This is a genomic window from Streptomyces sp. LUP47B, assembly GCF_001746295.1.
GTDB lineage: Bacteria > Actinomycetota > Actinomycetes > Streptomycetales > Streptomycetaceae > Streptomyces.
This window is the reverse complement of sequence record NZ_MJAH01000021.1, coordinates 135,487-148,589: the sequence shown is the minus strand read 5'-3', so window position 1 is coordinate 148,589 and position 13,103 is coordinate 135,487. Positions and strand designations below refer to the sequence as shown.

Sequence of the window (13,103 nt, the reverse complement as noted above, 5' to 3'; positions counted from 1 at the left end):
CGAGGAGGCTCACCCGTGACTCCGCCCACCCCCAGCGGTTCGGACCCGAAGAAGACTGTGAAGAAGAAGGCCGCGGAGAAGGCAGTGACCACGAAGGCCTCGGCGAAGAAGGCTGAGCCGGTGGCCAAGAAGGCGCCCGCGAAGAAGGCCGGTGCCGGGAAGGCCGCTGCCGATGCGGCCGGCATCGTGAAAGCGGTTGCCAAGAAGGTCGGTGCCAAGAAGGCCGACGCCGAGAAGGACGGCGCCCAGCGGGCAGTCACCAAGAAGGCGCTGGTCAAGGATGCGGCCGTCGACAAGCCTGTCGTGAAGAAGGCCACCGCAAAGAAGGCAGCCGTGAAGAAGACGACGGCGAAGAAGGCCGTGGCGAAGAAGGTCACCGCCAAGAAGACCGTGGCGCCGAGCGCGGTCGCCGAGGACACCGTCGTGGAACCGGTCGAGCCGGTCGCTGTCGAAGAGGCCACCGCCCCGGTTCCCGCGTCCGTTCTGCCGACGGAGACACCCGTCTCCCCCGCCCTCGACGGTGGCGACCGCGAACGGTTGCTGTCCGGCACCCACCACGACCCGCACGGGGTGCTCGGTGCCCACCGGGTTCCCGGCGGGGTGGCTTTCCGGACGTTCCGTCCCTACGCCCAGGCCGTCACGGTCGTGGCCGGGGAGGTGCGCGCCGAGCTGCACGACGACGGCGACGGCTTCTTCTCCGGCCTGCTGCCCCTGAGCGAGGTCCCCTCCTACCGGCTGCTCGTGGCGTACGAGGAGACGGTCCAGGACCTGGAGGACGCGTACGGCTTCCTGCCCGCGCTGGGCGACCTCGATCTGCATCTGATCGGCGAGGGCCGGCACGAGCAGCTGTGGACGGCGCTGGGCGCCCGGCCCATGACCCACCAGGGCGTGACGGGAACCCGCTTCACGGTGTGGGCGCCGAACGCGCGCGGAGTGCGGGTGGCGGGCACCTTCAACTTCTGGGACGGGTCGGCGTTCGCCATGCGCTCGCTCGGCGGCACCGGTGTCTGGGAGCTGTTCGTGCCCGGTGTCGGCGAGGGCGAGCTGTACAAGTTCGAGATCACCCGCCCCGACGGTTCGAAGACCCTGCGCGCGGACCCGCTGGCCCGCCGCACGGAGGTACCGCCCAACACGTCCTCGATCATCCATGCCTCGCACCACGAGTGGGGGGACGGGGAATGGCTGGCGAGCCGGGCGGCCGGCGCTCCCGCCCACGAGGCCCCCTTCTCGGTCTACGAGATCCATCTCCCGTCCTGGCGCCCCGGCCTGACGTATCGTCAGCTCGCGGAACAACTGCCCGCCTATGTCAAGGAGATGGGCTTCACCCACGTCGAGCTGATGCCGGTCGCCGAGCACCCCTTCGGCGGCTCCTGGGGCTACCAGGTCACCGGCTTCTACGCGCCCACGGCCCGCCTGGGCACCCCCGACGACTTCAAGTACCTCGTCGACGCCCTCCACCAGGCCGGCATCGGCGTACTGATGGACTGGGTGCCCGCCCACTTCCCGCGCGACAACTGGGCGCTCGCCGAGTTCGACGGGCGCACCCTGTACGAACACGAGGACCCGCTGCGCGCGGCCCACCCCGACTGGGGGACGCTGGAGTTCGACTACGGCCGCCGCGAGGTCCGCAACTTCCTGGTGGCGAACGCCGTCTACTGGTGCGAGGAGTTCCACATCGACGGCCTGCGGGTCGACGCGGTCGCCTCGATGCTCTACCTCGACTACTCGCGCGAGCCGGGCCAGTGGGTGCCGAACGTGCACGGCGGCCGGGAGAACCTGGACGCGGTGGACTTCCTCCAGGAGATGAACGCGACGGTCTACCGGCGGGTCCCGGGCGTGGTGACGATCGCGGAGGAGTCAACGGCCTGGGACGGGGTCACCCGCGCGACGCACCACATGGGACCGGGCGGCTTCGGCGGCCTCGGCTTCGGTCTGAAGTGGAACATGGGCTGGATGCACGACTCGCTGGACTACATGTCCCACGAACCCGTGCACCGCAAGTACCACCACCACGAGATGACGTTCTCGATGGTGTACGCGTACAGCGAGAACTACGTCCTGCCCATCTCCCACGACGAGGTCGTCCACGGCAAGAAGTCACTGGTCTCGAAGATGCCGGGCGACTGGTGGCAGCAACGCGCCAATCTCCGCGCCTACCTGGCCTTCATGTGGGCCCACCCCGGTAAGCAACTCCTCTTCATGGGCCAGGAGTTCGCCCAGGGGGCGGAGTGGTCGGAGGCGCACGGTCCCGACTGGTGGCTGCTCGACCCGGCGTACGGCGCGGAGGCCGACCACCGCGGCGTCCGCGACCTGGTCCGCGACCTGAACGTCGTCTACCGCCACACCCCGGCCCTGTGGCAGCGCGACACGGACCCCTCGGGCTTCCAGTGGATCGTGGGGGACGCGTCCGAGGACAACGTCTTCGCCTTCCTCCGCTACGACGCGGAGGGCTCCCCACTCCTCGCGGTCTCCAACCTCTCCCCGGTGGTCCGCCCCAACTACCGCCTGGGCGCCCCGGACGACGTCCCGGCCTGGCTGGAGTCCCTCAACACGGACACGGCCAAGTACGGCGGCAGCGACGTGACCAACCCGGAGATCGTGAAACCGGACCCCCAGGCATGGCACGGCCGCCCGGCCAGCATCCAGCTCACCCTGCCGCCCCTGGCGACGGTGTGGCTGCGGCCGGCGTAGAGCCGGCCGGGCCGGCCTCGGCGGTCATGGCGGGACCTGTTACGGCTCGGTGATCCCCGGTACGGAGGTGTCGGCCAGCGCCTTCGGCAGCCGGCCCGTGTGCAGCACCCCCAGCCGCTGGGTCGCCCGGGTCAGCGCCACATAGAGGTCGCTCGTGCCGTACAGGCCCGGCTCGACCACGAGCACGGAGTCGAATTCGAGCCCTTTCGACTGACGGGGGTCCAGGAGTACGACGGTCCGCGTCAGGTCCGGCTCCGCACCCGCGGTCACCCCGTCGAGCCGGGCCGCCAGCCTGCGGTGCAGATGGCGCGGGGCGATGACCGCGAGCCGCCCCTCGGCGGGGGTCAGCTCCTTCACCGCCTCCGCGACCGCGCCGGGCAGGTCGTCGGTGGCACGCACCCATGGCCGTACCCCTGTCGACCGCACCGAACTCGGCGGCTCGAACCCGGGGTCCGAGGCGCGCACCACGGCGGCCGCGAGTTCCATGATCTCGGCCGGGGTGCGGTAGTTGACGCCCAGCCTGGCGTGCTCCCAGCGGTCCTCGACGTACGGCTCCAGGATCTTCTGCCACGACCCCACGCCCGCCGCCTCCGCGGTCTGCGCCGGGTCGCCGACGAGGGTCATCGAACGGGTCGGGCTGCGCCGCATGAGCAGCCGCCAGGCCATCGGCGACAGCTCCTGCGCCTCGTCGACGATGATGTGCCCGAACGCCCAGGTGCGGTCGGCCGCCGCGCGCTCGGCGGCGCTGCGGTGGTCGTCCTCCTCCTGCCGCTCGGCGAACCGCTCGGCGTCGATGATGTCGTGCGCGGACAGGACCTCGGAGTCCTCCTCGTCCTTGTCGTCGAACTCGTAGGTCCGCGAGGCGTACGACACGTCCAGCACGCCCTGCGCGTACGCGACCTGCGTCTCCCGCTCGCGTTCGGCCCGGGCCCGGGCCAGCCGTTCGTCCACGCCGAGGAGTTCGGCCGCCTCGTCGAGCAGGGGTACGTCCGCCACCGTCCAACCCCGGGTCACCGGGCGGCGGATGGCGGCCGCGTCCTCGTCGGGGAGGTAGCCGACCGGATCGGCGAGGAAGTCCGCGACCAGCCGCTGCGGGGTCAGACGTGGCCACAACTGGTCGATGGCGGCCCAGACTTCGGGATTCTCGGCGAGTTCGTCGCGGATCTGTGTGATGTCGCTCGGGTCCAGCAGGTTGGTCCCGTCGAACGGATCCGTGCCGATGCGTTCGGCGACCATGTCGGTGAGCGTGTTGAGGATGTGGCCCTCGAAGTGCTCACGGGCCACGTTGTGCGGCAGCCGGGCGGCCCGGGTGCGCTCACGGGCGACCTTCACCAGACCGTCGTCCAGCATGAGGATCTCGCGGTCGTGCTCGATCGCGATCACCGGGTCGGGCAGGGCCTGCCAGTCGCGTACGACATCGGCGAGGACGTCCGCCATGGCGGCGCGCCCCTTCACCGCGGCCGCCGCGCGACTGTCGGTCGCCGTCGCCTTCACACCGGGGAAGAGCTCCCCGACCGTCGCGAGCAGCACGCCGGTCTCGCCCAGCGAGGGCAGCACCTCGCCGATGTAGCCGAGGAAGGCGGGGTTGGGGCCGACGATCAGCACGGCACGCTTGGCCAGCAGCTCCCGGTGTTCGTAGAGGAGATACGCGGCCCGGTGCAGGGCGACGGCCGTCTTGCCGGTGCCCGGACCGCCCTCGACCACCAGCACCCCGCGGTGGGGGGCGCGGATGATCTCGTCCTGCTCGGCCTGGATGGTCTGCACGATGTCGCTCATGCGGCCGGTGCGCGCGGAGTTGAGCGCGGCGAGCAGCACGGCGTCGCCGGTCGGGTCCTCGTGGCCCGTCCGTTCCTGGTCGCCCAGGTCGAGGATCTCGTCGTGCAGGTCGGTCACCCGGCGGCCCTCGGTGCCGATGTGCCGGCGGCGGCGCAGGCCCATCGGGGTGTGGCCGGTGGCCAGGTAGAAGGGGCGGGCGACGCCGGCCCGCCAGTCGATGAGGATCGGGGTGCGTTCGGCGTCCTCGGTGCGCAGTCCGATCCGGCCGATGTGATGGGTGGTGCCCGAGGTGAGGTCGATCCGGCCGAAGCAGAGCGAGCCGTCGACCGCGTTCAGCGCGGCCAGCAGCCCCGAGCGCTCGGCGACCAGGATGTCCCGCTCGAGGCGCGCCTGCTGGGGGGTGTTGCCCTGGGCGAGCGCGTCCGTGACGGAGACCTCGGTGTCGCCGCGCAGGGCGTCCACATGTGCGTACAGCCCGTCGATGAATTCCTGCTCCTGACGCAATTCATCGTCCGGAAAACCGGTGTTTGACAATTCCACTCCCGCCCGGATATACTGTGCTCACTGAACTTCTTTGCGACTCAATTCTCATTAGGTCGCGAATCATTGAATATACGCAGAGAAATCCCCCGGGCGCAATCGCCCGGGGGATTTCTCTGTAATGCGTCAGCTCACAGGACGTCCGTCAGCTCCTCCAGCAGCCGCCGCTTGGGCCTCGCCCCCACCATCGACCGCACCGGCTCCCCGCCCCGGAACACCATGAAGGTGGGCATCGACAGCACCTTGTAGGCATTCGTGGTCAGCGGATTGGTGTCGACGTCCAGTTGGACCACCTTGAGCCGCTCGCCCTCCTCAGCGGCGAGAGCCGTGAGCACCGGCTTCATCTGCCGGCACGGCGGACACCAGTCGGCGGTGAACTCCACCAGCACCGGCAGTTCCGAACCGAGCACCTCCGTCTCGAAGTCCGTGTCGGTCACCTCTGCCACACCCGCTGCTCTGATCACCTGTGGATCCCTCCCAGTTCGCACTGCGGCTCCGGACCCCCCGGAACCTCCGCGTCGGCGGCCAGCCCGTCACGCGCCCGCTCGGCCCGCTCGAGCTGCTGCCCGACCTGGGCGCGCACGGTCTGCAACTCACCGATCAGCGCGTCCAGTTCACCGAGCTTGCGGCGGTAGACCACGAGCGAGGCGGGGCACCCATCGCCCTCGGGGTGACCGGCCCGCAGACACTCCACGAACGGCCGCGTCTCCTCCAGGTCGAACCCGAAGTCCTGGAGCGTCCGGATCTGCCGGAGCAGCTTCAGGTCGTCCTCGTCATAGGTCCGGTATCCGTTGTCGCCACGCCGCGCGGGCAACAGGCCCCGCGCCTCGTAATAGCGCAGCGTCCGCGTCGTGGTCCCGGCCCGTGCGGCCAGCTCGCCGATTCGCATACCTACGAACGTAGTCCTTGACGCCGACGTCAAGGCAAGAGCGGTTCCCACTGCACCGGTGCGTGCGCCGGGCAGGGATCGGTCCGTCGCGGCGCACCAGGTGGGAATCGGTCCGTCCTGGCGCAGGTGACCGCAACTCCCCAGGGGCGCGGGGAACTGCGCGACCAGCCCCCACCGGGCCGCACTCGCCCGGCCACCGAACCCGGCACCCCCGTAGGCGCCCCGCCCAAGCCCAGCGCAGCCACCCGCGGGGAACCGCGCGACCAGCCCCCACCGGCCCGCACTCGCCCGGCCACCGAACCCGGCACCCCCGTAGGCGCCCCGCCCAAGCCCAGCGCAGCCACCCGCGGGGAACCGCGCGACCAGCCCCCACCGGGCCGCACTCGCCCGGCCACCGAACCCGGCACCCCCGTAGGCGCCGCCCGCTCCGGGAGATCACCCGCCCGTGGTCCCAGGGGTGCCCCCGGGACCCCGACCCGATGCGCTGAGCTCGCTCAGTCCGCCCGCCTCCTCCACCTCCAGCAGCGACGCGCTCTGCCGTTCCGCCTCGAAGGCCCGGTGGCCGCCGCGGAGGCCGAACAGGCGCTTGGTCAGCAGGATGTAGAGGACGGCGAGGACGTTGAGGAACAGGGTGGCGATCTTCAACCAGCTGATGTGCTCGGTGAGTTCGTAGATCTCCAGCGGCAGGAACGCGGCGGTCGCGACCACCGTCAGGTACTCCGCCCAGCGCTTGGCGTACCAGAGCCCGACCGCCTCGACGAGCTCGATGAGGGCGTACGCAAGGAGCAGCACGGCCACGAGGACAAGGGTGTGGTGCTCGTACCCGAACGTCTTCTGGACGGTGTCGACGACCGGCGAATGGTCGAGGTCGTAGTGGAAGTGCCTGAACACCGGCCGGAAGACGTCCAGGTACTCGTCGAAGAGCCGGCGCACCGCGTCCTGGCTGTTGCTGAACTTCCACACCGCCACCGCGGCCAGCACGATGAACACCCCGCGCACCGCCCGCTCGATCGCGAGGAAGCGAAGGACGAACAGATCCCTGAGCACCTTGCCGCGCGGCACGAGGGGCGCGTGGTCCGCGGGTCCCGAGCCGTGCGGGTCGCCGAGGGCGAAGTCGCCGCAGCGCAGGCAGCGCCACGCCCCGCCCAGGGCGGTCTCGGCGTACAGCCGGTCCCGGAGGAGGGGTTCGTCCGGCGCGTACGTCACATGACCGCGACGCGCACAGGTGCGCCGGTCCCAGTCGATCTTCATCCCCCGTGTGCCTCCGATGGAAGAGCGTGCCGTCCGGGGACGGCACGCTAGTGGGGCCGGGTAAGAGTTCGGTGAGTCAGCGGGTGCCGACCAGCTCCTTCTCCTCCGCGTCCCGAGATGCGGGCTCCGCGGACTTCCGGCCGGGCAGCAGCACCGCGACCAACACCGTCCCGACGCCCAGCACGATCGCCCCGATGAGGCTGGTGTGCGCGACCGCGTCGGAGAAGGACGAGCCGACCGCGTCCGCCAGCTGCCGGGCACCCGAGGCGAGCTGTCCGGCCTGTGCCTTCAGCTGGGCCGCCTGCTGCGGGTCGGTGGCCCCGGCGGCCTGAGCGGCGACCTGCTGGGCCTTCTCGCCGATGCCCTGCGCGACCGTGTATCCGGCGCCGACCGAGTCCCGCGCCGCGTCCAGCGTCGAGGCGGGGAGCCTGCTGCCCGCGGTGGCGTCGGAGAGGTGGTCCGAGTACGACGTGGCCAGCAGCGAACCGAGGATCGCGATGCCCAGCGAGCCGCCGAGCTCGATCGAGGTGTCGTTCACCGCGCCGCCGACGCCCAGTTCGGACTCGGGGAAGGCTCCCATGATCGCGTCCGTGGCCGGCGAGAGGGCGAGCCCGATCGCCAGGCCCAGCACCATCAGGGGCGCGACGAGATCGCCGTACGACGAACCGGCGTCGATCCGGGTGAGCAGTGCGAGGGCGGCCGTACCGCCGACCATGCCCGCGGTGACCGTCCACTTCATACCGACCCGCGGGGTGAGGAACCCGGTCAGTGCCGAGCCGACGAAGACCGCGCCGGCCAGCGGCAGCATGCGCAGGCCGGTCTCCAGGGCGCCGTAGCCGAGCACGAACTGGAGGTGCTGGGTGAGGTAGTAGAAGGCGCCGAAGACGGCCAGGAAGAACAGGGCGACGGCGAGGTTGGAGGCCGCGAAGCCGCGGTCGGTGAAGCGGCGGACGTCGACGACGGGGCGCGGGTGGCGCAGCTCCCACAGGACGAAGAGCACCAGACCGACGGCCGCGACCCCGGCGGCGACGAGAGCCCTGGCGTGCCAGCCGAAGTGCGGGCCCTCGATGGTCATGTAGACCAGGGCGCCGATCCACACGACCGACAGCAGACCGCCGACGTAGTCGATACGACCGTGCTTCGCGGCCTTGGACGGCGGGACCAGGACGAGCGCGGCGACGACGGCGACGGCCGCGATCGGGACGTTGATCAGGAACGTGGACGTCCAGGCGTGGTGCTCCAGGAGCGCGCCCGCGACCAGCGGACCGGCCGCGATCGCCACGCCCGAGGTGGCGGTCCACACGGTGATCGCCTTGGCGCGTTCACCGCGCGGGAAGGTCGCGGCGAGCAGGGACAGCGTGGCCGGCATGATCATCGCGGCGCCGGTGCCCATCACCGCGCGGGCCGCGATGACGGTCGCGGCACTGTCGGCGAGGTAGCCGAGGACCGCACCGCCGCCGAAGACTCCGAGCCCCAGCAGGAGTGCGCCGCGGCGGCTGTACTTGTCGCCGATCGCGCCGAACAGCAGCATCAGCGCGGCGTACGGGACGGTGTAGCCGTCGATGACCCACTGGAGGTCGGCGCTGGACAACCCGAGGTCCTCGGTCATGTCGGGGGCCGCGACCGTGAGGGCGGTGTTCGCCATCACGATGATCAGCAGGCTGAGGCAGAGGACGAGGAGTGCCCACCAGCGGCGGGCGTAGGGGCGCTCCATCTTCTCGACCGGTTCGGTCATGACGAGTCGCATGGCAGGGGTGGCCTTCCTCGGCAGACTTGCACAGGGGTGTGCATTTGCTCAACACTGTGCAATGTACGCCCTCTGCACAACCATGTGCAAGTTCAGCCGGGAGGGGCACAATGACGCCCATGACCACGGGCCACTCACCTCGCGCCGAAGCCAACCGCCGCCACATCCTGGATGTCGCACTCGCCGAGCTGCTGCGCGACCCCGACGCGTCCATGGACCAGATCGCGCGCGCCGCGGGCGTAGTACGGCGGACCGTGTACGGCCACTTCCCCAGCCGTGAGGCGCTGATCAGCACGCTCGTCGACGGGGCCGTGGAGGCGGTGGCGGCCGCCGACGCGGCGGGACGCGAGGGGATCGACGATCTGGCGCAGGCCGTGGCGGGCTCCGTGCTCGAGGTCTGGAAGGTCGCCGACCGCTATCGCATCCTGGTCTCACTCGCCCAGCGCAGCGTCACCATGGAGGGCATCATCGAGCGGCTCGCCCCCGTGCGCCAAGCGTCCACCGAACTGCTCCAGCGCGGCCTGGACGAGGGCGTCTTCGTCTCACCGCTGCCCGCGCCCGCGCTGGCGTACGTCCACGAGCAGATGATGTTCGCGGTGATGGAGGCGGTGAACCACGGGCTGCTGGACGCGCGGGAGGCGGGCCGCTCCGCCGCGGTCACCGTTCTGACCGCGGCGGGCGTACCCGCCTCTCTGGCCACCGCGCTGGTGGCGAAACTGCGCGACTGATTCCTCTGTGGGGGTCCGGGCGGCCGAGCTACGGGGGAGTACTCGGCCGCCCGGGGCGGGAGCCGGGCCCGGGTTCAGGTCGGGCCCGGCTCGGCTCTGTGTGGCCGTACGGCCGGCGGTCCGCCGCCGCTCAGGCCTTGGCCAGCTCCTTCTCGCCGCCCTGCTCGGGGATGTCCGCCGTGACCTCGTCGTCGTGGTCGAGGAGCGTCTTCTCGTCGAAGGGCAGGTGACCGGCGAGCACCTGGTCGACGCGCTCGCGGTCGATCTCCTTGGTCCAGGTGCCGATCAGGACGGTGGCGACCGCGTTGCCCGCGAAGTTGGTCAGGGCGCGCGCCTCGCTCATGAAGCGGTCGATGCCGACGATCAGGCCGATGCCGTCCACCAGGGCGGGCTTGTGCGACTGGAGACCGCCGGCCAGGGTCGCGAGGCCGGCGCCGGTGACACCGGCGGCGCCCTTCGAGGCGACGAACAGGAAGAGCAGCAGCGGGATCTGCTCGCCGATCGACATCGGCGTGCCCATCGCGTCGGCGATGAACAGCGACGACATGGTCATGTAGATCATGGTGCCGTCGAGGTTGAACGAGTAGCCGGTCGGGATGGTGATGCCGACCACCGGCTTGCTGACACCCAGGTGCTCCATCTTCGCGATGACCCGCGGCAGCGCGGACTCGGAGGAGGAGGTCGACAGGATCAGCAGGAACTCACGGCCCAGGTACTTGAAGAGCGTGAGGATGTTCAGGCCCGCGATGATCCGCAGCAGGGCACCGAGCACGATGAAGACGAACAGGAAACAGGTGATGTAGAAGCCGACCATCAGGAGCGCGAGGTCCTTGAGCGCGTCCACGCCCGCGGAGCCGACGACGGCGGCCATCGCGCCGAAGGCACCGACCGGGGCGGCCCACATCACCATGCCGAGGACCCGGAAGACGAGCCGCTGGATGTGCTCGACACCCCGCAGGACCGGCTGTCCGACCGGGCCCATGGCCTGCAGCGCGAAGCCGACGAGCAGGGCGACCAGCAGGGTCTGGAGCACCTCGCCCTCGGTGAAGGCGGAGACGAAGGTCGTCGGGATGATGCCGAGCAGGAACTCGGTGGTGTCCTTGGCCTCCGCGTCGACCTGCGCATGGCCGACGTCCTTGACCGCGTCGGTCACGGCGAGGCCGGTGCCCGGGTCCAGGATGTTGCCGACGACCAGGCCGATGCCCAGCGCGACCAGCGACATGATCGTGAAGTAGAGGAGCGCGATACCGCCGACGGCGCCGACCTTGGCGGCCTTCCGTACCGATCCGATACCGAGCACGATCGTGCAGAAGATGATCGGCGAGATCATCATCTTGATCAGGTTCACGAAGCCGGTACCGATGGGCTTGAGCTCCACGGCGAAGTCGGGCGCGACCAGGCCGACCGTGATACCGAGGGCGACCGCGACGATCACCGCGATGTAGAGGTAGTGGGTGCGGTCCTTTTTGACTGCGGGTGCCGTATCGGGGGTGCTGGCGGCCACGGCTGCCCTCCTTGACGTCGTCGTCGGCATGACCGGCGTGCGGCTCACGTCCGGGCTTTTGAAGGAATGCCGTGACTATCTCCCGCCCTGTGAGGGCGGTCACCCTTCCGTTCATTTAGTTCACAATCAGCCAGGGAGGCACACTGACGGCATGCGCATCCCCGTACCGAGACCCCGCAGCCTCGCGGCCCAGCTCTTCGCCATGCAGGCCGTGCTGATCGCCGTGGTCGTGGCGGGGTACGCGCTGTTCACGTACGTCAGCGACCGGGGCCAGGCCGAGGACGCCGCGCGCGTTCAGGCCAGGGCGGTGGCGCGGGCGGTCGCGGACTCGCCGTCCGTGCGGGAGGCGATCGGCACGCCGAAACCGACGGCCGAACTTCAGCCCTACGCGCTGCGGGTCATGGCCGACACCGACGTCGACTTCGTCACGATCATGAGTCCGCAGGGCATCCGCTGGACCCACCCCGACCCGGACCAGATCGGCAGGCACTTCCTCGGCAACACCGAGCGCGCGCTCAAGGGCAAGACCTTCACGGAGACCTACACCGGCACCCTGGGCGCCTCGGTCCGCGCGGTCACCCCGGTCAAGGACGACAACGGTCGCGTCATCGGCCTGGTCAGCGCCGGTATACAGGTCGAGAAGATCAGCGAGCGGGTGCAGGGCCAGCTCACCGCCCTGCTCGCCGTCGCGGGCGGCGCGCTCGCGCTCGGTGCCGTCGGCACGTACGTCATCAACGCCCGTCTGCGCCGCCACACCCACGGCATGAACGCGGCCGAGCTCAGCCGGATGCACGACTATCACCAGGCCGCCCTGCACGCGGTACGCGAAGGGCTGCTGATGCTGGACGGGCAGTACCGTGTCGCGCTGATCAACGACGGCGGACGGGAGTTGCTGGGCGTGTCCTCTCAGGACGGGGTGATCGGGCGGTCGGTGGCGGATCTCGCGCTGCCGGCGCCGCTGACGGGTGCGCTGCTCTCCTCGGAGCCGCGGGTCGACGAGGTGCACCTGACGTCCTCGCGGGTGCTGGTCGTCAACACCTCCCCGGTCTCCGGCGGAGAGCAGCGGGGCACCGTGGTCACCCTGCGCGATGTGACCGAACTGCAGTCGCTGATGGGCGAGTTGGACTCCGAGCGGGGCTTCACGCAGGCGTTGCGCTCCCAGGCCCACGAGGCGGCGAACCGGCTGCACACGGTCGTCTCCCTGATCGAACTGGGCCGAGCGGAGCAGGCGGTGGACTTCGCGACCGCCGAACTGGAGCTGGCGCAGGCGCTGACCGACCAGGTCGTGGCGGCGGTGGGCGAGCCCGTCCTGGCCGCCCTGCTGCTGGGCAAGACCGCGCAGGCGAACGAACGCGGCGTGGAGCTGGTCGTGTCGGAGGACAGCCGCCTGGACGACGGGTTGCTGCCGGAGAGCCTGCCGGCCCGGGACCTGGTCACGATCCTCGGCAACCTCATCGACAACGCGGTGGACGCGGCGCAGGGCAGCGTGCGGGCGCGGGTGACGGTGACGGCGTACACGGAGGGCACGGGCGGGCGCGGGCTGGTCCTGCGGGTCTCGGACACCGGCGCGGGCGTCGACCCGGCCCACGCCGAGGCGGTCTTCCGGCGCGGGTTCTCGACGAAGCCCGCGGGTCCCGGCGGGCGCGGGCTCGGCCTGGCACTCGTCCGACAGGCGGTCAACCGCTGCCAGGGCACCCTGACCGTGGCGGAGGCGGAAGGAGGCGGCGCGGAGTTCGAGGTGCGACTGCCCCTGGGAAACGACTCCGGGGCCCCGGAGAACGCCAGGGCCGTCGATGCCCCGACGCCTCCCGTGCATGCCACCACCACGGCGAACGCCAGCACCCCCGGGGACACGACCACTCTCGAGAGCGCCACCGTCCCTGCGGGCACGACCACTCCCGAGACCGCCACCGCCACGGAGAGCGCCACCGTCCCTGCGGACACGACGGATCCCGAGAACGCCACCGCCACGGAGAG

At 70.7% G+C, this 13,103-nt stretch carries 8 protein-coding genes and 1 pseudogene; 3 read left to right on the top strand and 6 right to left on the bottom strand.

Translation table 11 applies throughout. The annotated features are described in order from the left end of the window. Positions 1-15: 15 nt before the first annotated feature. Entirely contained in the window at positions 16-2,691 is a 2,676-nt protein-coding gene (gene glgB / locus BFN33_RS42725; protein ID WP_079141320.1) for a 1,4-alpha-glucan branching enzyme, read from the top strand. Positions 2,692-2,730: 39 nt separating this feature from the next. Here glgB and BFN33_RS42720 read toward each other — a convergent pair whose 3' ends face one another. From BFN33_RS42720 to BFN33_RS42700, 5 genes are all read right to left on the bottom strand, one after another. Beyond that, entirely contained in the window at positions 2,731-5,019 is a 2,289-nt protein-coding gene (locus BFN33_RS42720) for a UvrD-helicase domain-containing protein (RefSeq protein ID WP_079141319.1), read from the bottom strand. A 119-nt stretch (positions 5,020-5,138) separates the two neighbouring features. Further along, positions 5,139-5,471, bottom strand: coding sequence for a co-chaperone YbbN (locus tag BFN33_RS42715; protein ID WP_280862492.1), 333 nt, complete (start codon positions 5,469-5,471; stop codon positions 5,139-5,141). Next, positions 5,468-5,896 carry a MerR family transcriptional regulator gene (locus BFN33_RS42710; protein WP_069765613.1) on the bottom strand — a complete coding sequence of 143 codons (429 nt, stop codon included), beginning with the start codon at positions 5,894-5,896 and terminating at the stop codon, positions 5,468-5,470. The genes BFN33_RS42715 and BFN33_RS42710 overlap by 4 nt, the downstream gene beginning before the upstream one ends. A gap of 435 nt (positions 5,897-6,331) precedes the next feature. Beyond that, entirely contained in the window at positions 6,332-7,147 is an 816-nt protein-coding gene (locus tag BFN33_RS42705; RefSeq protein WP_069765612.1) for a DUF2127 domain-containing protein, read from the bottom strand. A gap of 76 nt (positions 7,148-7,223) precedes the next feature. Further along, complete coding sequence (locus BFN33_RS42700; protein ID WP_069765611.1) at positions 7,224-8,894, bottom strand: MFS transporter; 1,671 nt, start codon at positions 8,892-8,894, stop codon at positions 7,224-7,226. 110 nt (positions 8,895-9,004) lie between these two features. On the opposite strand from BFN33_RS42700, the gene BFN33_RS42695 reads away from it, so the two are divergent. Then, on the top strand, positions 9,005-9,622 hold the full coding sequence (locus BFN33_RS42695) for a TetR/AcrR family transcriptional regulator (RefSeq protein WP_069765610.1): 618 nt from the start codon (positions 9,005-9,007) through the stop codon (positions 9,620-9,622). Positions 9,623-9,752: 130 nt separating this feature from the next. On the opposite strand, the gene BFN33_RS42690 is transcribed toward BFN33_RS42695, so the two are convergent. After that, positions 9,753-11,156, bottom strand: coding sequence for a cation:dicarboxylate symporter family transporter (locus BFN33_RS42690; protein ID WP_069765658.1), 1,404 nt, complete (start codon positions 11,154-11,156; stop codon positions 9,753-9,755). Between the two features lie 121 nt (positions 11,157-11,277). On the opposite strand from BFN33_RS42690, the pseudogene BFN33_RS42685 reads away from it, so the two are divergent. Then, a pseudogene (locus tag BFN33_RS42685) lies at positions 11,278-12,894 on the top strand (ATP-binding protein); the annotation flags it as partial. Between the last annotated feature and the right edge of the window lie 209 nt (positions 12,895-13,103).

Coding starts and splice junctions, on each gene's coding strand:
- BFN33_RS42710 (WP_069765613.1), bottom strand. CDS start 5,896: ATGCGAATCGGCGAGCTGGCCGCACGGGCCGGGACCACGACGCGGACG.
- BFN33_RS42705 (WP_069765612.1), bottom strand. CDS start 7,147: ATGAAGATCGACTGGGACCGGCGCACCTGTGCGCGTCGCGGTCATGTG.
- BFN33_RS42700 (WP_069765611.1), bottom strand. CDS start 8,894: ATGCGACTCGTCATGACCGAACCGGTCGAGAAGATGGAGCGCCCCTAC.
- BFN33_RS42695 (WP_069765610.1), top strand. CDS start 9,005: ATGACGCCCATGACCACGGGCCACTCACCTCGCGCCGAAGCCAACCGC.
- BFN33_RS42690 (WP_069765658.1), bottom strand. CDS start 11,156: ATGCCGACGACGACGTCAAGGAGGGCAGCCGTGGCCGCCAGCACCCCC.